The following is a 23,242-nucleotide window of genomic DNA, read 5'->3' on the forward strand; positions in this document are numbered from 1 at the left end:
ATGACGCTGAACGCGACGACGTCCCACACGGTCGGGCCGTATTACCACATCGGTCTGACCTGGTTGAACCGTGAAAACCTGACCGTTGAACAAACCCTCGGCGAGCGTGTGACGATCACTGGGCAAGTGGTCGATGGCAACGGCGATTTCGTCAACGACGCGATGCTGGAAGTCTGGCAGGCCAATGCCGCTGGCAAGTATGACCATCCAGAAGACGAGCAGGACAAACCGCTGGACCCGAATTTCGAAGGGTTTGGCCGAGTACCGGTGGACGCAGAAGGGCGATTCCGTTTCACCACCATCAAACCGGGGACAGTGCAGGGGCTCAAGGGCAGCACACAGGCGCCGCACCTGGTGGTGCTGGTGTTTGCCCGGGGACTGGTCAAGCACTTGCTGACGCGGATCTATTTTGACGGTGAACCGGCCAACACCAGCGACCCGCTGCTGGCCTGCGTGCCTGAGGAGCGCCGCACGACCTTGATGGCGAAAGCCAATGGGACGGGCACGTTGCAGTGGAACGTAATCCTGCAGGGCACCGAGGCCGAGACGGTGTTTTTCGATTACTGAGTTCACCGCACTTTTGTGGTGAGGGGGGGCAAGTCCTGATGCTGGTAAGTTGGGCCGTTGCACGACTCGTAGCAGCTGGCGAAGCCTGCGTTCGGCTCGGTCCGCGTTCGGGCGAAGCAGTCGTAAAATCAGGCACCACGTTTTTTCAGGTTAACCGTGGAGGCAGGATTTACGGCCGCTTCGCCCGAACGCGGACCGAGCCGAACGCAGGCTTCGCCAGCTGCTACAGGGAAAGTGCCGAACCTGAAATCCTTTTACTTACCGGCATTAGGGCTTGCCCCCTCGCCACAGGGATGTGCATCTGTGGAAAGGGGCTGTTGCAAAGTATGTCTAGACTCTCTCTGTCCCCATTGAGTGAAAAACCATGACAACAATAACCAGTCTCTACACCGCTGAAGAGCGTGGCAAAAGGATCTTTGCAATTGTCGGGGCGTCTTCCGGCAACCTGGTCGAGTGGTTCGACTTCTATGTTTACGCCTTCTGCGCAATCTATTTTGCCCCGGCGTTTTTCCCCTCCGACAACCCCACGGTGCAACTGGTTAACACCGCCGGAGTGTTCGCCGCAGGGTTTTTGATGCGTCCCATCGGCGGCTGGCTGTTTGGCCGGGTGGCCGACAAGCACGGGCGCAAGAATTCCATGATGATTTCGGTGCTGATGATGTGCGCCGGCTCATTGCTGATCGCCTGCCTGCCGACCTACAAGGACATCGGTGTCTGGGCACCGCTCCTGCTGCTGGTGGCTCGCCTGATCCAGGGCGTGTCGGTGGGCGGTGAATACGGCACCACCGCGACCTACATGAGTGAAGTCGCGCTCAAGGGCCAGCGGGGTTTCTTCGCCTCGTTCCAGTACGTGACCCTGATCGGCGGCCAACTGCTGGCCGTGTCGTTGGTGGTGATCCTGCAACAGTTCCTGACTGAGGACGACCTGCGCGCCTGGGGCTGGCGGATTCCGTTCGTGGTCGGTGCGGCAGCGGCATTGATTTCGTTGTTCCTGCGTCGTTCGCTGAAAGAAACCACCAGCAAGGAAATGCGCGAAGACAAGGATGCCGGCAGCATGGCCGCGTTGTTCAGGAACAACACCGCCGCCTTTATTACCGTGCTCGGCTTCACCGCCGGTGGTTCGCTGATTTTCTACACCTTCACCACCTATATGCAGAAGTACCTGGTGAACACCGCCGGGATGCCCGCCAAGACCGCCAGCTACATCATGACCGGCGCACTGTTCCTTTATATGTGCATGCAGCCGTTGTTCGGCACGCTTGCCGACAAGATCGGCCGGCGCAACTCGATGCTTTGGTTCGGTGCTCTGGGAACACTGTTCACCGTGCCGATCCTGCTGACCCTGAAGTCGGTGACCAACCCGTACCTGGCGTTTGGGCTGATTACCGTGGCGCTGGCAATCGTGAGTTTCTACACCTCGATCAGCGGTCTGGTGAAAGCCGAAATGTTCCCGCCGCAAGTCCGTGCGCTGGGGGTGGGCCTGGCCTACGCGGTGGCCAATGCGATCTTCGGTGGTTCGGCCGAGTACGTGGCCTTGAGCCTGAAATCGGTGGGTATCGAAAACTCCTTCTACTGGTACGTGACGGCGATGATGGCGATCGCCTTCCTCTTCAGCCTGCGTTTGCCGAGGCAGGCAGCGTACCTGGAAAACGAACTTTGACTTGTCGGCGCGCGCCTGAATCGGGCGCGCGCCGCGTAAGGAATCCCCTATGCAACGACCGGGCAATCAATTGTTCGATGCCTATTTCACGGCTCGAAATATGCGTGAAGTGTTCAGCGATCAGGGCCGGGTTCAGGCCATGCTCGATTTTGAAGCTGCATTGGCCCGGGCCGAGGCGCGGGTCGGGCTGATTCCGGCATCTGCCGTTGCCCCGATCGAGGCGGCTTGCCGGGCCGAGCACTACGACTTTGCGGCCCTTGGCGAGGCGATTGCGATTGCCGGTAACTCGGCGATTCCGTTGGTCAAGGCGTTGGGCAAGCAGATCGCTGCGCATGATCAGGACGCCGAACGTTACGTGCATCTGGGTGCAACCAGTCAGGATGTGATGGACACCGGGCTGGTGCTGCAAGTGCGCCAGGCACTGCAGTTGATCGACAGCGATCTGGCGCGACTCGGCGAAGCGTTGGCGATCCAGGCCCGGTGCCATGTGCTCACGCCACTGGCGGGACGTACCTGGCTGCAACATGCGACACCGGTCACGCTGGGGATGAAAGTCGCCGGTTGGCTGGGGGCGGTGACGCGCAGTCGGCAACGTCTGCACGCACTAAAGCCGCGCCTGCTGGTGCTGCAATTTGGTGGTGCCAGCGGAACCCTCGCAGCCCTTGGCGAGCAGGCCATGCCGATTGCCGAAGCGCTGGCGCAGGAGCTGCAACTCACATTGCCGGAACAACCTTGGCACACCCAGCGCGACCGGCTGGTGGAGTTCGGTGCAGCGCTTGGCCTGATCGCCGGCAGCCTCGGCAAACTCGGCCGCGACATCAGCCTGCTGATGCAGACCGAGGCGGCGGAAGTCTTCGAACCTTCGGCACCGGGCAAGGGCGGCTCCTCGACCATGCCGCACAAACGCAACCCGGTGGGCGCGGCGGTGCTGATCGGTGCTGCGACGCGTGTTCCCGGATTGCTGTCGACCCTGTTCAGCGCCATGCCGCAAGAGCACGAACGCAGCCTCGGGTTGTGGCATGCCGAGTGGGAAACCCTGCCGGAAATCTGCTGCCTGGTGTCCGGTGCCTTGCAGCAAGCGCTGTTGATAACAGAAGGGCTGGAGGTCGACGCCGAGCGCATGGCGCAGAACCTCGATTTGACCCAAGGCCTGGTGCTGGCCGAAGCCGTGAGCATCGTGCTGGCCCAACGGATCGGTCGCGATAAAGCCCACCATCTGCTGGAACTGTGCTGCAAACGCGCGGTGGCCGAGCAGCGACATTTACGTGCGGTGCTCGGTGATGAGCCCCAGGTGACTGCCGAGCTATCGGGCGCTGAACTCGATCAATTGATGAACCCTGCGCACTACCTTGGTCAGGCTCAGACCTGGGTTGAGCGTGCGCTGGCCGAACATGTTGCCCTGACTGCCTGAAGGAGAATTTCTGTGGGATTCGTACAACTCGCCGACGGCGAACTGAACTACCAACTCGACGGTCCGGAACACGCCCCGGTGCTGGTGCTGTCCAACTCGCTGGGCACCGACCTGCACATGTGGGACGTGCAGATTCCGGCGTTCACCCAACACTTTCGGGTGCTGCGTTTCGATACTCGCGGTCATGGCCGTTCGTTGGTGACGCCGGGGCCTTACAGCATCGAGCAGTTGGGCCGTGACGTGCTGGCATTGCTGGATGCCCTGAACATCGAGCGCGCTCATTTTTGCGGTCTGTCCATGGGCGGGCTGATCGGTCAGTGGCTGGGGATCAACGCTGGCGAGCGTCTGCACAAACTGGTGGTGTGCAACACCGCAGCGAAGATCGGTGATCCTTCCGTGTGGAACCCGCGGATCGAAACCGTGCTGCGCGACGGTCCGGCGGCGATGGTTGCACTGCGCGATGCGTCGATTGCCCGTTGGTTTACCCCGGACTTTGCGCAAGCCAATCCGGCGGTGGCGAAGCAGATCACCGACATGCTCGCCGCCACTTCACCGCAGGGCTATGCGGCCAATTGCACGGCGGTGCGCGATGCCGATTTCCGCGAGCAATTGGCTTCGATCACGGTGCCGACCCTGGTCGTCGCCGGCACCGAAGACGCGGTCACGCCACCTTCTGGCGGGCACTTTATTCAAGAGCGGGTGAGAGGCGCCGAGTACGCCGAGTTCTATGCCGCCCATCTGTCCAACGTTCAGGCCGGCAGCGCGTTCAGTGAACGGGTGCTGGGTTTTTTGTTGGCTGAACAGTCTATTTGAGGAGCGCTTTGTGGACGAGAAACAACGTTACGCCGACGGCATGCAAGTGCGTCGAGCGGTGCTCGGCGATGCCCATGTCGATCGCAGCCTGGCAACCCTGACCGAGTTCAATTCGGAGTTTCAGGACATGATCACCCGCCACGCCTGGGGTGACATCTGGACCCGCCCTGGCTTGCCACGCCACACCCGCAGCCTGATCACCATCGCCATGCTGATCGGCATGAACCGCAACGAAGAGCTGAAACTGCACCTGCGTTGCGCGGCGAACAATGGCGTCACCCGTGCCGAGATCAAGGAAGTGCTGATGCAGAGCGCGATCTACTGCGGCATCCCGGCGGCCAATGCAACCTTCCACCTGGCCGAGTCGGTGTGGGATGAGTTGGGTGTCGAATCGCGCGAGTAATTACCTCAGGCCCTGACACGTCTGTCAGGGCCGCAACGCTTCAGCGCGGACTCCCCGTTTACACGGTGTGCCTCAATGGGAGTTGCTGTCCCAGAACCAGCTCCACACGCCAGGTAAATGGACCGGTTGCGAGTCATCGCGCACGGTGCGGGCCATGGCGGCGCGTTGCACGGCTGCCTGGTCGTCGTAAAACGGTTTGGCGGCGGTTGTCACACCGGTCTCGCGGGCGCTGTCGAGCAGAATCTGTAGATACTCCCCCATATGCCAGGACGTGTAGCGATTGAGGTCGTGAAACGTCACCACCACCGGAATAACACCGTCAACCGTCGGCAGTTCGCCGGCCGCAATCCGTTCGCGCACCTCGGACATTTGCCTGAGCATGTTGGAGCGTCGGCGCGGGCTGCCATTGAAGCCCCATATCTTGCCGTCATTGGCGCTCAGGTCGGTCAGCAGTACATGCAAGCCATGTTGTTGATACGCGGCGAAGGTGCGTTTGTCGTAATTCCAGAACGGCGGCCGTAACAGTACCGGCGCGCTGCCGGTGATCGCCGTAATGTCCGCAGAGCCTTGGGTGAGCGACTGCTCGAGTTCTTCCGGGGAGAGCGAGCGGTGATTGGTATGCCACTGCGTGGCGGTGTGGAAGCCCAGGGTCTGACCCTCGGCATGTTCACGCTGCATGATTTTTTTGCCCAGTTCGCTGCCACCGGCCCGGGGGGCTTGTGTCTGCACGAAGAACACGGCCTTGATACCCGGTTCAATCGGGTTGTTGGCGAGTACATCGAGAACGGCACTGGTCGGATTGAAAAAACTGGACGCGCTTGGACCGTCGTCGAAGGTCAGCAGAAAGCGGATCGGCGGGGTCGAGCGCAGAATCTGCTCGGTCTTCGGGGTCAGTTCGATCGGCGGGCCGATACAGCCGCTGAGGCCGACCGTTACGGCAAGGACGGATAAGACAGCAGCGATCAGTTTCATGTGTTTGCTTTGGCCTACGACAGATCAGGACGAATGCAGACTGTCGGTGCGCGGTTATTCACCACGCCGCCAACCGTCGCTCCTATGGAAGTCTCCATAGGAGCATAACGGTGCTGAACGGTTCATGTCCTCGCGGTATTTTTATCGCTTTAGAGCAGGCTGATCGGATAGCTGACGATCAGGCGGTTTTCGTCGAACTCGTTGTTGCTGTAGTCCCGACGCATGGTCGAGTTGCGCCACCTGACGTTGAGGTTTTTCAGGCTGCCGCTTTGCACGGTGTAGCCAATCTCGCTCTCGCGTCCCCATTCCTTGCCGTTGGTGATGGTCCCGGTGTGCACGTTGTCGCCGCTGATGTAGCGGTTCATCAGGGTCAGGCCGGGGATGCCGAGGGCGGCGAAGTTGTAGTCGTGGCGCAGTTGCCAGGATTTCTCCCGGGCGTTGTCGTAGCTCGAGTTGTAACTGTCGTTGGCCAGCGTCCCGCCGCTGGTGCCATTGACCCGCATCCAGGCATTGTCGCCGGTGAGTTTCTGCAAGCCGACATAGAAGGTGTTGCCGCCATATTTGGCCGAGAACAGCCCGGACCAGGTTTTGTTATCGAGGTCACCGGCCCGTGCGCTGCCATCTTCCTTGCCATAGAAGAAGCCAAGGTTGGCGCCCAGCGTCCAGTCGCCCAATGGCTGGGTGTGGATCAGGTTGATAAATTGCTGGCTGTAGATGTCCTTGAGCTGGGCATTCCACACCCCGATTTGCGTGCGCTTGTCGTTGAAGCTGTATTCGGCGCCCTCAAAGTTGAAACGGTCGGACGTGACGGCGGGTTTGCCGGTCATCGACATGTCGCTCATGCTGCTGTCGTCACGCGGGCTGTTAGCGCGCATCTGACCACCGTAGAGCGTCAGGCCGTCGATTTCCTTCGAGGTGACCTGGCCACCGCGAAACGTTTGCGGCAACGAACGCCCATCGTCCGAACGCAGGATCGGCAACACCGGCATCCATTCACCGACTTTCAACTCGGTCTTGGAAAGCTTCGCCTTGAACGCCACACCCAGGCGTCCGAAGTCATCGGCGGGGCGACCATCGTGGTCCAGCGGCAGCAACTGCGTCCCGCCAGTGCCGCGTCCGCCATCGAGTTTCACCGAGTACAGGCCCAATACGTCCATGCCGAAACCGACGGTGCCCTGGGTGAACCCGGATTTGGCATCGAGGATGAAGCTTTGCGTCCATTCTGCCGCCGTGCCCTGCGCATGGGTCGGGTTGGTGAAGTTGCGGTTGAAGTAGAAGTTGCGCAGGTTGAGGTTGGCCTGGGCGCCGTCTAGAAAACCCGACTCTTCGGCTAGCGCCGGGAGGGCTGCGCTGACCAGTGCGGTGGTCAATAGAGTCGGCAAAAGCTGTTTTGCACAGGTGGAAGGCTTCATGAAGTCGGGTCTCTCTAATTGTTAGGGATGAAGCAGGACGCAGCCGCAACCAAGGGATTGCAGACAAAAATACGAATTCGGGTCAACGAACGGGAGAGATCAGCCGGAGCGGGTAGGGTGTGCAGTCATGGTGCCGGACCTGTTGTTATTGGTTCTTGTAGGTGGGGGAATGGTGCGGGGGATCAAGGGCGGGATTCAATTGGGTGGATGGAGTTTTGGGCGATAATCGAACACAAATCGACGCCTGTCGGATCACCAGCGGTATGAAGCATTGTTAATTAAATCCCATAGTTATTCGGGTTAATAATGGTTGTCTGGCGTTGTGTTCTATTAATGACGCATTGCTGTCCAGTGGCTATTAAATAGAAGTGCCTATTACTTTGGTTGTAAGATGTTTCCTACAGTTTTGTTGTCATTAAAGCGTTACCCGTAATCGCCAGTTAACCTTAAGAAACGGTGTTATCGATTATCGTGAAACGGTTTAAAGGGAGTCGTGGGTATGGCTGGAAAAGAGCAGTGGTCTTGCTATATTCAAAGTCCCCATGGCGGGCGAGGGAAAGTTTCATGCGTCGTCAAGGGGGTGCATTTTTCGTCGTGCCGAAATAACAAGGAGAAGTACCATGAGCAATAAAGTCAATCAGCAAACCCTGGCCACGGTTGTTGGACGTGCGGTGCTGGATCCGGGGTTTGCCGATGCACTTCACAATGATCCTGCCTCGGCAGCTAAAAATATTGGTGTGCATCTAAGTGCTGATGAAATTGCGGCGGTTAAAGGCATTGATGCTGCAAAACTGTCAGCGGCCTCTGCCGGTATTAGAAGTAATCTGGGGACGCGTGCCATATTTGATACCCAGCAACAGCAAGCGCGCATGGATTAACGGCCGGTGATGCCATTTGGCGTACCCCGAAAGGTGGGTCTTTCACGCAGGTACGCCGAATGGCTTTATGAAATGTCATGAGGCACAGCGGTCGAGCGCGGAGTGAATGACTCATGTCTGTCACCTTGGCTCCAATGGATAACGCGGACTTTGCAACGTTCGCCGAAAGAGCCGTTGCTGAATATGGTGACGGTATGGTCGTCTCGGGTGAGTGGGCCCATGAGGAAGCCGCGCAAAAGGCACGCAGTGTCTTCGAGCAGTTGTTGCCGCAAGGGCGACTGACTGAAAAAAACCAATTCTGGGTGATCAAGGATCAAGAGCGTCGTATTGGCGAGTTGTGGGTCGCCGAGCGACACACCGGTGCCGGCAAGAGTGCCTTCATCCTGGACATTTACATTGACCCCGGAGAGCGCCGCCAGGGTTATGCGAAACAATCACTGTTGGCCCTCGAATCATGGGCACGCCAGGCGGGATGCGAAGAAGTGCGACTGCATGTCTTTGGTCGCAACGATGCGGCGCGTCGTCTTTATGAACAATCAGGGTATGGCATCGCCAGTCTGACGATGGCGAAGCCGTTGCCGCCTACCTAAGGGAAGGTTGAAAAATGGAAATCGGGAACAGTGGTCTGCGTGAGCTATCCGATGACGAGTTGTTTCAGGGCACGACATTTTTGCCGGACACGGAGCCTTMACGATTTGATGTATTGCTGGAGCGTGTCAGTCGAAATCGCTACACAAGTTTTGTTGCGCTGTACACCGAACTTTTTCAACTGTTTCCCAATGCTCCGCAGTTGGCGGAATTTTTCGAGCAGGCGTTTAATCTTATCGTGCCGCCAACCCGCGAGCAGCGCGTGATTATTAATGATCCGGTGTTTCAAGTGTGGAGTGTGTTGACGGCTCATTATGCCAACCTGGTCATCACGAAAAAGGCCGCGAATACCGATGAGTTAGAGCACATGTTGATTGAGTTTCCACTGATGCTGGCGCGGGTGAAAAGAAACGACAGTATTCACATGAATGATTATTGCCCCCCGGTGTATCGTTTTAATGTTGATCCGTTGGTGACGAGAGTGGCACCGCCCAGTTATGAATTTCCGGAAGATGAAGCGACCCGTAAGCAATTGGAGCGTCATGGTCATTCCGTGAGTTTCTTTTGCGATGTGGTGAATATTGCGCTATTGCGTATAGAGCACACGTGGCCCGCCTGTCGCGAACAGTTTAGAAAATTGGTCAAGTCCATTTGTTATTTGCCCGATGGTTCATTTCGAAGCTGCTCGGCTTCGCGCTTCACCGGGATCATCCTCATCTCGAACCGGGATGATTCGATACTCGACCTCGAAGAGTCGCTGGTGCATGAGGCCACTCATCAATTGCTCTACAACATTGTCGAAGTGTGCCCGGTGGTCAGGGATGAGACCTCGCGGGAGGCGTTGTTTACCTTGCCGTGGTCGGGGCAGAAGCGTGATCTCTATGGCTATTTCCATGCGTTTTTCGTGTATGTCGCGTTGGTCAAATACCTGGAGCGGGTTCGTTCGCGCTCGTCCCATGAACTGCAACGGGCACAAAAACGCCTGGTGTTCATCCTGCAAGGCTTGATCAAGGCGCTGCCCGATTTCGAAGCGTGCGCGGATTTCACCCCTCAAGGCCGCCAACTGCTGGAAAACCTGATCAAAGAAGTCAGGGCGCTGGAAACTCAACACGCCGCGTTGTTGGCGATATCGGGCGCTTCGGCGGGGGCTAAACGCATGCTGGGCCTGACCGGTTGACGCCAGGGAGGTGGACATGGCGATGTTTGATGCTTCGCAATTTCCCGAGGCCGGCGTTGGGCTGGAATACCATTTGCCACGGCGCACGCCTCAGGACGAGTTATCGGAGGAGGGGCTCGACCCGACTGTCGAACGGATTCTCGCCGAGGGGTTGCCGCACTTCGATTACGTCGAGTTTCAGCCGACGCACTGCATTCTGGAACCGCGTCTGCTTGAGCTCGGTGCGCAAGTACCGAGCTTGCTGCATTCTTCCAGTTTGTCCCTGGGCAGCGTGGGCATCGCGATGGACCGCGAGTTTCTGCAAATGACTCGGCGGCTGTGCGAGAAAACCCGCTCGCCCTGGTTGGCCGAGCATATTTCCTGGTCGCGGTTCCACGGTGGCGACACTCAGCATTTCATTTTGCCGACCCTGGCCCAAGAGGTAGCTGACACGGTGGTGGCCAACGCCATTGAATTGCGTGACCTCACGGCAACGCTGCTGGTACTGGAAAACGCGCCGCGGTTGTTTTCGTTGCACGATGCACAAGAACAATCTGAAGGCGCGTTCATCTCCAGGGTGGTGGAGCGCAGTGACTCGGGCTTTCTGCTGGACCTCGACAGCGCGATCGCGACCGCCAGAACCCTGGGTTACGACCTGAACACCTACTTGCGTTCGTTGCCGCTGGACCGGCTGATTGAAATACATACCGGCCATCCACGGCGGGATTGGGACATCTTGCGTCATTTGTTTGATTCATCGCCGGTGAAAGCGATCACCCTTGAGTGGGATATTTCCCGCAAAACCGATGATGCAGAATTGTTGACCTTGATCACGGCCATCAAGTCCCTTCAGCCCAAAGCCCTGTTCTGGCAGGGTTTTGCCCGGCAAGAGCCGCAAACGCAACTCGAGCAGGGGGCGCAAACCCTGTTGAAACTCAGGGAAAGCACCTGGCTCAGCGTCGGCTCGGCATCGTTTTTTATCCGGGATCGGCAGTGGGACCTGAGCCTGGAATTCGGTGTGATGTTTCTGCCGTTGCTGCGCCACTTCCTGACTCCCCAGACACTGGGCAGTGCCTTGTTGCTGCCGGGTGTTTTGCAGAGCCCCGAGCAGGACGACAATCTGGCGTTCCTGCGGGAACTGATCAGCCAGGGTGTCCTGCAACCGGTCGAGACACCATCTGACACTGCCGCTTGCGTTGAGCGTAGCCAGCCGGCCAGCCTTTGGGCCCATTGGGACGCGGCGCTGGAGTTTTATCTGAGCACTCGGACCGGGTCGCACACGCCCTACATCAGTGTCAGCGATCTGGAAATGCAGCTTGAGCAAAAGGCCTCGGCGCGACGTCAGCCGTCGGCATTCAAGGATTATTTCTCCCATCCTTTTGTTGCCCTGGAAAACCCGCTGCTGGCGCCTTCCGGCGCGATCGCCCAATCGACATTGCTCGATTCGCTGTGCGAGCGCCGCACGTCGCGCACCTTCAGCGACCAACCGCTGAGCGCGCTGCAATTGTCTTTGTTGCTCTACTACACGTGGGGCGCGACGGTCATGGAACAGAACCGCATGGGGGATTATTTCCTGAAGAAAACCTCACCGGCCGGCGGTTCGCTGCAGGGCACCGAGGTGTATGCGGTGCTGATGAATGTGCAAGGTTTCGAACGCGGTCTTTACCACTATTCGGTACGCCGTCACGGGCTTGAGTTGCTGTCACGGGAAGACCCGCGAGTCTGGATCAGCGACGCCTGTGGCGAGCAGCCGTGGATCAAGGACGCAGCGGCAGTGTTTGTGTCCACGGCGCGTGTCGAGCGAATGGCCTGGAAGTACGAGTTCAGCCGGGCGCTGCGGGTGGCGCTGATGGATGCCGGGCATCTGAGTCAGACCTTTTCACTGGTGGCCACTGCGTTGGGGTTGGGCTGTTTCACTACGGCAGCGCTACGCGATGAAGTGTTCGAAAACCGGCTGGGACTCAATTATCTGGAAGAGCCGGTGTTTCTGGTCAATGGGGTTGGAAGTTGAGACGTTCTGTCATTTCTAAAACCGGTGATCAAGGCTAACGCATCCGTAGCAGCTGCCGAGCCCGCGAGGCTGCGTTCGGCTGCGAAGCAGTCGTAAAATCAGGCAACACGTTCGTTCAGGAAAACCGCGTACGCAGGATTTGCGAGGACTGCGTCCTCGAACGCCGCCTCGCGGGCTCGGCAGCTGCTACAACGGGTGTTTAAGCTTGCCCACGCGGTGCCCATCAGAGGCTACAGCGCCTTGCGTCGCGGCCTACACCTGCGCCAGAATCCGCCGGCTTGTGCGCCTTGGTCGTCGCCTCTATTGTTTCCGTGTCACTGCCCATCAGTGATCGGGTTTAGTCGCCTGTCGTAGCTAAGTCGCATCAGTGCCAATCAGTCAGGTATCCCATCCCTGCACTTGATGGTGGCTGTGCGCAGGGCGCCCTCGGGCGCGCCGATTTCTTAGCTCGTCGGTCGACTAACCTGCGTACAGCCGCCACCCATTCGTTTAGTCGCGAGCAGGTTGCAGCCTCACTCAAAGAGAGCTAAGCCAATGTTCAAAGCCACTCCCAATCCCCCTGATACCGAAAGCACCTCTCCCTACGCCACCCTCGACTCAAAAGAACTCCACGCCGCCGCGCACCGCGCGCTCGACCATTACCTGGTGCTACCCGAGACCAAGCAGCTATTGGCCGACCGACGCCCCGGCTGCATTTTCGTCATCGCCCCCGACGTCGACTCTGAAACCCTATTGGCCCACGCCTGCGAAACCCTCGCCTCGGCCAATGTCATGGCCAGCGATCTGGCGTTCGACCTCGAAGGCCCCAAACGCAATACCGCACTGGCTATTCAGCAGATGATTTCCCTGGCCGAGTTGGCGGTGAATCGCGCACTGGATCACCTCGATCCACCGGAGTAACAGATAAGAACGCGGCTCCCGCGTAGCAGCTGTCGAGCCCGCGAGGCTGCGTCCGAGGACGCAGTCCTCGCCAACCCTGCATACGCGGTTTACCGGAATGAACGTGTTGCAAGATTTTACGACTGCTTCGCAGCCGAACGCAGCCTCGCAGGCTCGGCAGCTGCTACGACAGGTGTTTAAGCTTGCCCATGCTGTGCCCATCAGAGGCTACAGCGCCTTTTTCCCGTATCCATTAGTTCCTCCTGAAGATAAGTCAGAAGGTGTAAACCTTATTCAGGACGAGACACAGCCCAAAAAAAAGCCCACCAAATGGTGGGCTTCGTTCTTACGGGTGTTATTAGAACATCTTCAGCTTCGGCGCTTCTTCTTTCACCGGCTCGTTCTTCGCGGTTTGTGCGTTCCAGCCACCGCCGAGAGCCTTGTACAGGTTTACTTCGCTGATCAGTTGCGACAGGCGGTCGGTGATCAACGATTGCTGCGCAGTGAACAACTGACGCTGGGCGTCGAGGAAGGTCAGGTTGCTGTCGACACCGATGCGGTAGCGACGTTCGGCCAGGCGGTAGTAGTTCTGGTTGGCGGCCACCAGATCACGCTGGGCCTGCAACTGTTCGTTGAAGGTCAGGCGTGCAGCGAGGCCGTCGGAGACTTCCTGGAAGGCGGTCTGGATCGACTTCTCGTACTGCGCGATCGTGATGTCTTTCTGGATTTTCGAGTAATCCAGGCTGGCGCTCAGGCTACCGGCATTGAAGATCGGCAGGTTGATTTGCGGCTGGAACAGCCAGGTCCCCGAACCACCCTTGAACAGACCGGACAGATCCGGGCTCAGGGTGCCGGCATTGGCGGTCAGGCTGATGCTCGGGAAGAACGCTGCCCGTGCCGCGCCGATGTTGGCGTTGGCAGCCTTGAGCTTGTGTTCGGCTTCAAGGATGTCCGGGCGACGTTGCAGCAGGTCGGACGGCAGACCGGCCGGTACTTCGCTGAGCAGGTCATCGGACAACGGCTGGCCCGCTGCCAGATTGGCCGGTACACCGGTGCCCAACAGCAGCGCCAGGCTGTTTTCGTCCTGGGCAACCAGGCGAGTGAATTTCGCCTGTTGGACCCGGGCGGTCTCCACGGCCGTACGCGACTGGCTCAGGTCCAGCGCCGAAGCCACGCCGACTTCATTGCTACGGGAGGTGAGCCGGTAGCTTTCTTCGAAGGTGGCGAGGGTGTCCTGGGACAGTTTCAGCTGTTCCTTGTCGGCCTGCCAGGTCAGGTAGGCGTTGGCCACGCTGGCCACCAGGCTGATCTGGGTGCTGCGGCGTGCCTCTTCAGTGGCGAAGTAGTTTTGCAGCGCTTGTTCGTTCAGGCTGCGAACGCGACCGAACAGGTCGAGCTCATAGGCGCTGACGCCCACGGTGGCCGAGTAGCTGGCGTTGATGCCCTCTTTGCCGGTCTGCGAGGCTCGCGCCGGAATCCGCTGACGGCTGCCGCTACCGGTCGCCGAGACGGCCGGGAACAGGTCGGCGCGCGAGATGCGGTATTGGGCCGCAAAGGCGTCGATGTTCAGCGCCGCGACACGCAGGTCGCGGTTGTTTTCCAGAGCGGTCTGGATCAGCTGTTGCAGCGCCGGGTCACGGAAAAATTGCTTCCAGCCTTGTTCGGCGGCAGCCTGGCTGGCGGCCTGGGCCGGCGAATACGCCGGACCTTGTGGGTATTGCGACGCAATCGGTGCCGCAGGCTGCTGATAATCCGGTATCAGCGAGCAGCCACCGAGCACGAACGCGGCGATGGCTAGGGAGAGTAGCGACTTGCTCATTGGCCAGCCTCTTTAGAAGTTTCTATAGCGACGTCATCCTGATCCGCAGTTTTGCGTTGACCCATCGACGACACGGTGACAAAGAACAGTGGGACCCAGAAGATCGCCAGTACGGTGGCCGTCAGCATACCGCCGATAACCCCGGTACCGATCGCATGCTGGCTACCCGAACCTGCGCCGGTGGAGATGGCCAGCGGTACCACGCCGAGGACGAAGGCCAGCGAGGTCATGATGATCGGTCGCAAACGCATCCGACAGGCTTCGATCGCGGCATCGACCAGGCTGCGCCCTTGTTCATGCAGTTCCTTGGCAAATTCGACAATCAGAATGGCGTTTTTCGCCGCCAGACCGATCGTGGTCAACAGACCCACCTGGAAGTACACGTCGTTGGACAGACCGCGCAGGCTGGTGGCGAGCAGGGCACCGATGATCCCCAGCGGTACAACCAGCATTACCGCAATCGGAATCGACCAGCTTTCGTACAGCGCCGCCAGACAGAGGAAGACCATCAGCAACGACAAGGCGTACAGCGCCGGAGCTTGCGAGCCGGACAGACGTTCCTCATACGACAGACCGGTCCAGGAAATACCCACGCCTGCCGGCAGTTTCTGGGCCAGGGCTTCGACTTCGGCCATGGCTTCACCAGTGCTGTAACCAGGCGCTGGCGCCCCGAGGATTTCTATCGCTTCTACGCCGTTGTAACGCGCCAGCTTCGGCGAGCCGTAGATYCACTCGCCCTTGGCGAACGCGGAGAACGGAACCATGGCGCCCTGGCTGTTGCGTACATACCATTTCTTCAGGTCTTCAGGGCTCATGCGAGCACCCGGCTGGCCTTGTACGTAAACCTTTTTCACCCGACCACGGTCGATGAAGTCGTTGACGTAGCTACTGCCCAGCGCGATCGACAGCGTGTTGTTGATGTCGGTCATCGTGATGCCCAAGGCACTGGCCTTTTCATCGTCGATTTCCAGCTGGTATTGCGGTTCGTCGTTCAGACCGTTCGGACGGACCTGCGACAGCACCTTGCTCTGCGCCGCCATACCGAGGAACTGGTTGCGGGCAGCCATCAACTTGTCGTGACCGATGCCGGCGCGATCCTGCAGGAATACGTCGAAACCGGTGGCGTTACCCAATTCCAGTACCGCCGGTGGCGCGAAAGCGAACACCATGGCGTCACGGAAGGTGAAGAAGTGCTGTTGGGCACGGGCCGCAACCTTGAACACGCTGTTGTCGGCATTCCGCTCGTGCCATGGCCTGAGCATGATGAACGCCATGCCCGAACTCTGGCCACGGCCGGCGAAGTTGAAGCCGGTCACGGTAAACACCGAGTTCACTGCATCGCCTTCACCGCCGTCCTTGCCAGGACGCAGCAGGAATTCACGCATCTCGTCCACGACCACTTGGGTGCGCTGGGAGGTAGAGCCGGCCGGGGTCTGGACCTGGGCAAAGAGTACGCCCTGGTCTTCTTCCGGCAGGAACGCCGTTGGAATGCGGGTGAACAGCCAGATCATGCCGACCACGATGATGATGTAGGCCAGCAGGTACGGCGCCTTGTGCTTGAGCATGTTGCCGACACCGCGCTCGTAGCTTCTTACGCTACGGTCGAAGTTACGGTTGAACCAGCCGAAGAAGCCGCGTTTCGGAGTGCCGTGATCGCCTTTCGGAATCGCCTTGAGCATGGTGGCGCAGAGCGCCGGGGTGAAGATCAGGGCAACCAATACCGAAAGGGCCATGGCCGAAACGATGGTGATCGAGAACTGCTTGTAGATCACCCCGGTCGAACCGCTGAAGAACGCCATCGGCAGCAGTACCGCCGACAGCACCAGTGCGATACCGACCAGTGCGCCCTGGATCTGGCCCATGGATTTCTTGGTGGCTTCCTTGGGTGAGAGTCCTTCTTCGCTCATCACCCGTTCGACGTTTTCCACCACGACGATGGCATCGTCCACCAGCAAGCCGATGGCGAGCACCATACCGAACATGGTCAGGGTGTTGATGCTGAAGCCGAACGCCGCGAGGATCCCGAAGGTACCCAGCAGCACCACCGGTACGGTCATGGTGGTGATGACCGTGGCGCGGAAGTTTTGCAGGAACAGGAACATCACCAGGAACACCAGCACGATCGCTTCGACCAGGGTTTCAACCACACCCTTGATCGATTCGGTCACCACCGGAGTGGTGTCGTACGGGAACACCACTTCCATCCCTTCCGGGAAGAATGGCTTGAGGTTGTCGATGGTCTTGCGCAGGGCCTTGGCGGTGTCGAGGGCGTTGGCGCCGTTGGCCAGTTTCACTGCCAGACCGGAAGCCGGGCTGCCGTTGAACTGGGCGCTGATGCTGTAGTTCTCGCCACCGAGGCCGACATCGGCAACGTCAGACAGGCGAACCTGCGAGCCGTCCTTGTTGACCCGCAGCAGAATTTCCTTGAACTGCTCGGCCGTCTGCAAGCGGGTCTTGCCGATGATCGTGGCGTTCAGTTGCTGGCCGGGCAGGGCGGGCAAGCCACCGAGTTGACCGGAGGAAACCTGGACGTTCTGCGCAGCGATGGCGGTTTTGACATCGACCGGGGTCAGGTTGAAGTTGTTCAACTTGGCCGGGTCGAGCCAGATACGCATGGCGTACTGGGCACCAAACACCTGGAAGTCACCGACACCCGCAGTCCGCGAGATCGGGTCCTGCATGTTGGAAACGATGTAGTTGGACAGGTCGTCCTTGGTCATGCTGCCGTCGCGCGAGACCACGCCGATGACCATCAGGAAGTTTTTCACTGCCTTGGTCACGCGGATACCCTGTTGCTGCACTTCTTGCGGCAGCAGCGGGGTGGCCAGGTTCAGTTTGTTCTGGACCTGGACCTGCGCGGTATCGGAGTTGGTGCCCTGCTCGAAGGTCGCGGTAATGGTCATGCTGCCGTCGGAGTTACTTTCCGAGGACACATAACGCAGGTTATCGATACCGTTGAGCTGCTGCTCGATCACCTGCACCACGGTGTCCTGCACGGTTTGTGCAGAAGCACCCGGGTAGGTGACGGAAATGGCGATCGCCGGCGGGGCGATGCTCGGGTATTGGTTGATCGGCAACTTGAGGATCGATAAAGCCCCGACCAACATGATCACCAGGGCAATTACCCAGGCGAAAATCGGACGGTCGATAAAAAATTTCGACATGGTTTACTCCCCTTTACCGCCAGTGGCAGTGTTAGCTGCCTGTGCGGGGGCTGGGTTCTTTGCGCCAACGTTAGTCGCTTCAGTGGGCTTGACTACGACGCCAGGTTTGACGAATTGCAGTCCTTCAGTGATCAGGCGGTCGCCGGCCTTGAGGCCATCTTCAATCAGCCATTGGCTGCCGACCGTACGGCTGGCCTTGAGCTGACGCAGCTCGACCTTGTTGTCCGGACCGACCACCAGAGCGGTTGGCGTTCCCTTGAGGTCACGAGTCACGCCCTGTTGCGGCGCGAGAATCGCGGCAGCGTTCACCCCGGCTTGCAGCTGGGCGTGAACGAACATGCCTGGCAGCAAGGTGTGATCAGGGTTCGGGAACACTGCACGCAAGGTCACGGAGCCAGTGGTCTGGTCAACCGACACTTCGGAGAACTCGAGCTTGCCCTGTTGTTTGTACTGGCTGCCGTCTTCGAGGGTCAGCTTGACCATGGCGGCATTCTCGCCGGCCTTTTGCAGACGACCGCTTTCCAGTTCGCGGCGCAGTTCCAGCAGTTCGACCGAAGACTGGGTAACGTCGACGTAGATCGGGTCCAGTTGCTGGATCACGGCCATGGCGTCGGCCTGGCCATTGTTGACCAGCGCGCCTTCGGTGACCGAAGAGCGGCCGATGCGACCGGAAATCGGTGCGTAAACCTTGGTGTAGCGCACATTGATCTCTGCGCTTTTCAGGGCGGCTTCCGATTGCAAGCGGTTGGCCACGGCAGTGTCGTATTCCTGACGGCTTACGGCTTGCTCGTTGACCAATTGTTTGTAGCGATCGGAAATCGACTTGGTCGATTGCAGGTTGGCTTGTGCGCTGTTCAGGGTGGCCTGATAGACCGAAGGATCGATCTGGTAAAGCTGCTGGCCTTCCTTCACTTCGCCGCCTTCCTTGAACAGGCGCTTGAGAATGATGCCATTGACCTGTGGTCGAACTTCCGCGATGCGGTAGGCCGTTGTGCGGCCCGGCAGTTCGGATGTCAGGGTAAAGGCTTGAGGTTGCAGGGTTACGACGCCGACCTGAGGGGTTGGAGGGGCTGGGGGCGCCTCTTCCTTTTTACATCCGCTGAGCAGCGATGCCAGGGCGACGGCGGTAACCAGAGCGGTAACAGCTGGCTTGAATTGCATGAAGATCCTCGGGTCAGGCGCGCAACATGCGCACAAGAAAAGTGTAAAGGTAAAAAAATTATGCCGGGTGGATAAGTAGCTTGCTAAGGAATATACTTACGTTCATGGTTGTTTGTAAATAGCCCGGCTCAGTACCCATCCGGTTACAAAAGTCGATGCAAGGTGAGAATTGTAGGCTGGGGATGAGACCTCAGAGAGCTCGCCCCACATTTGTTCAGACGGTGTACAGACATCGCTGAAGCATTCCTGATTGAGGTTTTACTGCCATGGTCCGTCGTACTAAAGAGGAAGCTCAAGAAACCCGCAGCCAGATTCTCGAAGCGGCAGAAAAGGCCTTTTACGAAAGGGGTGTGGCGCGCACGACACTGGCGGACATCGCTACCCTGGCCGGTGTTACGCGTGGGGCCATCTACTGGCATTTCAGCAACAAGGCCGATCTGGTTCAGGCGATGCTCGACAGCTTGCATGAGCCGCTGGATGAGATGGCCAGGGCGAGCGAAAGTGAAGAAGAAGAGGATCCGCTGGGCTGCATGCGCAAACTGCTGATTCATTTGTTTCATCAAGTTGCCCTGGACCCGAAGACCCGACGCATCAATGAGATTCTGTTCCACAAGTGCGAATTCACTGATGAAATGTGTGATCTGCGCCAGCAGCGCCGCACCGTCAGTCTGGAGTGCAATGTGCGTATCGAACTGGCATTGCGTAATGCAGTGAAACGGGGCCAGTTGCCGGAGAATCTCGACACGGCCCGCGCAGCGATCAGCATTCATGCCTATGTTGACGGCATCCTGTATGGGTGGCTGCTCGCTCCCGACAGCTTTCAGCTGCACGCTGAAGCCGCGCGCTGCGTCGACACAGGTCTGGACATGCTGCGCTTGAGTCCTAGCCTACGCAATTGAAACAAAATGCGTAATTGGATCCGTTTCTGTCAATAGACGCGGGCAAAGATCAACTCTTCGCCCGCGTTGTCGTAATGGGTGCTTTTATATACGGACGCGCTTCGGGATGACAGGTAGCAAGCTACGTATTTTGTAGGAATTTTGTGTCGTAGATGTGAAAAGGTGAGAGCAATCCGGAAGGGGCGCTGCTTCAGCCCAGCCTGATTTCCACCTCGAAATTGAAAGGCTCGTTCTCTCCCATGCTCGTGATTTGGGTTGAGCATTTGATTTTGGACGAGCCAATGGAGCTGACGGTGTTTTTTACCCTTGCCCTGTGTGTTGGCGACAGAACGCCGAAGGACGTATTCATTATCATGCCGAGATCAAAACGTACCCCGACGTTCTGATCGATAAAATCCACGAACTGATTGAACATGATTTTGTTTTTTGGCCAAGGGTAGGCGTAGGTATAGGCGAAATCGGATTTGAATGCGGTATTGCTGTACGCGGAGAGCAGGAATGACTCACGTTCTGATGCGCGCAGTGGCAAGCTGGTCTGTGCAATTTTAAACGTGTGAGGGGAGTTATTGATGAGTTTGACTATCACACGAGTGATGTTCGAGCGTTTGTTTTGATTTCGCCACTGTTCGATTTTTTTGTTCAGGGCGTGCTCCGAATTAATTTGATCTAACAGGTTGATCAATTCAACCTTGGCGATCCCAATCAACTCATCCAGTGCTTGCTGGTTTTCCTCACTGAATAGAAGCGGCGTCAGGTTGTAAAGCATTCCAATGGAAGTGTGGTTGAAAAACGAGAACAGGTCTTCGTAGTTGTTGCTGGTGTCTTTGATGTCGTTCATATCGATTCCTTTCGATTAAGTAAGTGGTTTCAGGGGGGGTGCGGACCACGGCTCAGCGCTCCAAGACGCCCAGCTGCGTGCTGAGTGGCATGACATTGGAAGGGAAAGCTGACGGGGTATCATCCAGCATGATTTCGTTGCGCCAGACTATCGAGTCAGTGAGGCTGCTGAGTGTCAGTGTGAAAATAAGTGTGTGTGCGGGGGCGTCCATGTTAGATAACGTGTTAGTTGTGTTGGTGGTTGAAGTTAACCCCGCTGTCAGTGTCGGTGCAATGTTGATGTTGTTTCATTAGTTGAGCGTTTGCCAATAAAGAAGCCCCGGGTATTTCTAGCCGGGGCTTCTTTATTTAAACGAAGTTTACATCGTCGGATAGTCGATATACCCGACTGGACCTTTTCCATAGAACAGTTCAGGACGTGCTTCATTGAGCGGCGCATCGGCTTTCAGGCGTGCCGGCAGGTCCGGGTTGGCAATGAACGGCACGCCGAAGGCGACCGCATCGGCCTTGCCGCTGGAGAGCCAGGCGTTGGCGCTGTCCTTGGTGAAACGTTCGTTGGCGATGTACGGGCCGCCGAAGGCTTCTTTCAGTTGTGGGCCGAGGCTGTCGCCGGCTTCTTTCTCGCGGGAGCAAATGAACGCGATGCCGCGTTTACCCAGTTCGCGAGCGACATAGGTAAAGGTTTCGGACAGGTTGTCGTCGCCCATGTCGTGGGAGTCGGCGCGCGGTGCCAGGTGCACACCGACGCGACCTGCGCCCCAGACTTCGATGGCGGCGTCGGTCACTTCCAGCAACAGGCGAGCACGGTTTTCCAGGGAGCCACCGTAATTGTCGGTGCGCTGGTTGGTGCTGCTTTGCAGGAACTGGTCGAGCAGGTAGCCGTTGGCGCCGTGGATTTCCACGCCGTCGAAACCGGCCGCCTTGGCGTTTTCCGCACCGACACGGTAAGCGTCGATGATGTCGGCGATTTCAGCAGTTTCCAGTGCGCGTGGCGTTGGGTAGTCGGCCAGTGGGCGAACCAGGCTGACATGACCTTTTGGCTGGATGGCGCTCGGTGCAACCGGTGCTTCGCCGTTCAGGTAGGACGGGTGGGAAACCCGGCCCACATGCCACAGTTGCAGGAAGATCTTGCCGCCGGCGCCGTGTACCGCTTTGGTCACATTGCTCCAGCCACGCACCTGGTCGTTGGACCAGATACCCGGGGTATCCGGGTAGCCGACGCCCATCGGCGTGACCGACGTGGCCTCGCTGAGGATCAGGCCGGCGGACGCGCGCTGCACGTAGTATTCAGCCATCAGTGCGTTCGGTACGCGGCCTTCGTCGGCGCGGCAGCGAGTCAGTGGCGCCATGATGATGCGGTTTGCCAGTTGCAGGTCGCCAAGCTTGATCGGATCGAAAATAGTCGTCATTTAATACAACCCTCGTGAGGTATCAGTTGGTAGCAGGGGCCAGTTCGGGATTACCGCTCTGACGGAAAGTAATCAGGGTTACCAGCAGCGCCAGGATCGCCAGCGCAGCGGCCGCGAGGGGCACGCTGGTCAGGCCGAAACCGTGGGCGATGACGCTGCCGCCAACCCAGGCACCGAGTGCGTTGCCGACATTGAAAGCGCCGATGTTCAGGGTCGACACCAGGTTCGGTGCCGCCTTGCCGAAGGTCACTACGTTCACTTGCAGGGCGGGGACGGCGGCAAAGCACGCGGTGGCCCAGAGGAACAGGGTGATTTCGGTCGGGATCACTGCAACGCTGGTCCAGGTCAGTACGGTGGAGACCACCGCCATGCTGATGAACACGCCGATCAGCGTCGCCGCCATACCTTTGTCAGCCAGCTTGCCGCCGATGATGTTGCCGACCGTCAGGCCCAGGCCGATGAGCATCAGGGTCCAGGTCACGCCGCGTGGCGAGACGCCGGTGACTTCGCCCAACAGCGGTGCGACATAGGTGAACAAGGTGAAGACCGATGCGGCGAACAGTGCGGTCATGCTCAACGACAGCCAGATACCGGCGCCTTTGAGGACGCGCAGTTCGGCGCGCATGTCGAGTTTTTCTTCGTCGCGTTTGGCCGGCAGGAAGCGGATCAGGCCGATCAGCGCAATCACGCCGATCACGGTCACTGCCCAGAAGGTCGAGCGCCAGCCGGCTTCCTGACCCAGCGCAGTGCCCAGCGGTACGCCCAACACGTTGGCCAGGGTCAGGCCGGTGAACATCAGTGCGACGGCCGAAGCGCGCTTGTTGGCAGGCACCAGACCTGCGGCCACCACTGAGCCAATACCAAAGAACGCGCCATGGCACAGGGCGGTGACGACTCGGGCGAACATCAGCACTTGGTAGTCACTGGCCAGGGCGCAGAGCAGGTTGCCGACAATGAAAATACCCATCAACGCGACCAGCGCAGCCTTGCGCGGCAGCCTGGCGGTGGCCAGTGCCATGAACGGCGCGCCGATGGCCACGCCCAGGGCATAGCCGGTCACCAGCCACCCGGCGCCAGGGATCGACACACCAAGGTCGGCCGCCACATCGGGCAGCAAGCCCATGATGACGAACTCGGTGGTGCCGATGGCGAAGGCGCTGAGGGCCAGAATGAGTAGCGAGAGGGGCATTGTCGATTCCTTGT

The 23,242-nt window shown here is 58.7% G+C and carries 19 protein-coding genes; 11 read left to right on the top strand and 8 right to left on the bottom strand.

All coding sequences use genetic code 11. The features are described 5' to 3' along the window. From pcaG to pcaC, 5 genes are all read left to right on the top strand, one after another. Nucleotides 1-567: a protocatechuate 3,4-dioxygenase subunit alpha gene (gene pcaG / locus AC1DHT_RS03485; RefSeq protein ID WP_427536851.1), complete on the top strand. Its 567-nt coding sequence runs from the start codon at nucleotides 1-3 to the stop codon at nucleotides 565-567. Between the two features lie 364 nt (nucleotides 568-931). Continuing rightward, the gene (locus AC1DHT_RS03490; protein WP_427536849.1) at nucleotides 932-2,227 is read left to right on the top strand and encodes an MFS family transporter; all 1,296 of its coding nucleotides are present in this window, start codon (nucleotides 932-934) and stop codon (nucleotides 2,225-2,227) included. A gap of 49 nt (nucleotides 2,228-2,276) precedes the next feature. After that, a complete protein-coding gene (locus AC1DHT_RS03495; protein WP_427536847.1) occupies nucleotides 2,277-3,638 on the top strand; it encodes a 3-carboxy-cis,cis-muconate cycloisomerase in 1,362 nt (453 codons plus the stop codon). Between the two features lie 12 nt (nucleotides 3,639-3,650). Then, entirely contained in the window at nucleotides 3,651-4,451 is an 801-nt protein-coding gene (pcaD, locus tag AC1DHT_RS03500) for a 3-oxoadipate enol-lactonase (protein WP_477761234.1), read from the top strand. A gap of 10 nt (nucleotides 4,452-4,461) precedes the next feature. After that, on the top strand, nucleotides 4,462-4,854 hold the full coding sequence (gene pcaC / locus AC1DHT_RS03505) for a 4-carboxymuconolactone decarboxylase (RefSeq protein ID WP_145020244.1): 393 nt from the start codon (nucleotides 4,462-4,464) through the stop codon (nucleotides 4,852-4,854). 72 nt (nucleotides 4,855-4,926) lie between these two features. Here the strand turns inward: pcaC and AC1DHT_RS03510 are convergent, their stop codons facing one another. Together AC1DHT_RS03510 and AC1DHT_RS03515 are read right to left on the bottom strand one after the other, a co-directional pair. Continuing rightward, entirely contained in the window at nucleotides 4,927-5,826 is a 900-nt protein-coding gene (locus AC1DHT_RS03510; RefSeq protein WP_427536843.1) for a polysaccharide deacetylase family protein, read from the bottom strand. Nucleotides 5,827-5,975: 149 nt separating this feature from the next. Next, nucleotides 5,976-7,238: an OprD family porin gene (locus AC1DHT_RS03515; protein WP_427536841.1), complete on the bottom strand. Its 1,263-nt coding sequence runs from the start codon at nucleotides 7,236-7,238 to the stop codon at nucleotides 5,976-5,978. 620 nt (nucleotides 7,239-7,858) lie between these two features. Here AC1DHT_RS03515 and AC1DHT_RS03520 point away from each other — a divergent pair. From AC1DHT_RS03520 to AC1DHT_RS03540, 5 genes are all read left to right on the top strand, one after another. Continuing rightward, complete coding sequence (locus tag AC1DHT_RS03520) at nucleotides 7,859-8,116, top strand: Os1348 family RiPP precursor (RefSeq protein WP_054596042.1); 258 nt, start codon at nucleotides 7,859-7,861, stop codon at nucleotides 8,114-8,116. Between the two features lie 113 nt (nucleotides 8,117-8,229). Next, on the top strand, nucleotides 8,230-8,706 hold the full coding sequence (locus AC1DHT_RS03525; RefSeq protein ID WP_427536839.1) for a GNAT family N-acetyltransferase: 477 nt from the start codon (nucleotides 8,230-8,232) through the stop codon (nucleotides 8,704-8,706). A 14-nt stretch (nucleotides 8,707-8,720) separates the two neighbouring features. Continuing rightward, nucleotides 8,721-9,881, top strand: coding sequence for an aKG-HExxH-type peptide beta-hydroxylase (locus tag AC1DHT_RS03530; protein WP_477761235.1), 1,161 nt, complete (start codon nucleotides 8,721-8,723; stop codon nucleotides 9,879-9,881). A 16-nt stretch (nucleotides 9,882-9,897) separates the two neighbouring features. Continuing rightward, nucleotides 9,898-11,871, top strand: coding sequence for a multinuclear nonheme iron-dependent oxidase (locus AC1DHT_RS03535; RefSeq protein WP_427536835.1), 1,974 nt, complete (start codon nucleotides 9,898-9,900; stop codon nucleotides 11,869-11,871). A gap of 534 nt (nucleotides 11,872-12,405) precedes the next feature. Continuing rightward, nucleotides 12,406-12,771, top strand: coding sequence for a DUF6124 family protein (locus tag AC1DHT_RS03540; RefSeq protein WP_427536833.1), 366 nt, complete (start codon nucleotides 12,406-12,408; stop codon nucleotides 12,769-12,771). A gap of 337 nt (nucleotides 12,772-13,108) precedes the next feature. Here AC1DHT_RS03540 and adeC read toward each other — a convergent pair whose 3' ends face one another. The 3 genes from adeC to emhA are packed head-to-tail and all read right to left on the bottom strand — an operon-like array spanning nucleotide 13,109 to nucleotide 18,894. Next, complete coding sequence (gene adeC / locus AC1DHT_RS03545; protein WP_427536831.1) at nucleotides 13,109-14,569, bottom strand: AdeC/AdeK/OprM family multidrug efflux complex outer membrane factor; 1,461 nt, start codon at nucleotides 14,567-14,569, stop codon at nucleotides 13,109-13,111. Further along, entirely contained in the window at nucleotides 14,566-17,733 is a 3,168-nt protein-coding gene (gene emhB, locus AC1DHT_RS03550) for an efflux RND transporter permease subunit EmhB (RefSeq protein WP_477761236.1), read from the bottom strand. The genes adeC and emhB overlap by 4 nt, the downstream gene beginning before the upstream one ends. A gap of 3 nt (nucleotides 17,734-17,736) precedes the next feature. Continuing rightward, entirely contained in the window at nucleotides 17,737-18,894 is a 1,158-nt protein-coding gene (gene emhA, locus AC1DHT_RS03555) for an efflux RND transporter periplasmic adaptor subunit EmhA (RefSeq protein WP_427536827.1), read from the bottom strand. Nucleotides 18,895-19,160: 266 nt separating this feature from the next. Here emhA and emhR point away from each other — a divergent pair, with 266 nt between their 5' ends. Next, nucleotides 19,161-19,793 (top strand): efflux system transcriptional repressor EmhR, encoded by a 633-nt coding sequence (emhR, locus tag AC1DHT_RS03560; protein ID WP_427536825.1) that lies wholly within the window; start codon nucleotides 19,161-19,163, stop codon nucleotides 19,791-19,793. 190 nt (nucleotides 19,794-19,983) lie between these two features. Here emhR and AC1DHT_RS03565 read toward each other — a convergent pair whose 3' ends face one another. The 3 genes from AC1DHT_RS03565 to AC1DHT_RS03575 all read right to left on the bottom strand — a co-directional run bounded on the left by AC1DHT_RS03565 (nucleotide 19,984) and on the right by AC1DHT_RS03575 (nucleotide 23,228). Beyond that, a complete protein-coding gene (locus tag AC1DHT_RS03565; RefSeq protein ID WP_427536823.1) occupies nucleotides 19,984-20,631 on the bottom strand; it encodes a hypothetical protein in 648 nt (215 codons plus the stop codon). Between the two features lie 358 nt (nucleotides 20,632-20,989). After that, the gene (locus AC1DHT_RS03570; RefSeq protein ID WP_427536821.1) at nucleotides 20,990-22,039 is read right to left on the bottom strand and encodes an alkene reductase; all 1,050 of its coding nucleotides are present in this window, start codon (nucleotides 22,037-22,039) and stop codon (nucleotides 20,990-20,992) included. A 22-nt stretch (nucleotides 22,040-22,061) separates the two neighbouring features. Beyond that, entirely contained in the window at nucleotides 22,062-23,228 is a 1,167-nt protein-coding gene (locus AC1DHT_RS03575; RefSeq protein ID WP_427536819.1) for an MFS transporter, read from the bottom strand. Nucleotides 23,229-23,242 lie beyond the last annotated feature (14 nt).

The organism is Pseudomonas sp. 05N432 (assembly GCF_056396945.1).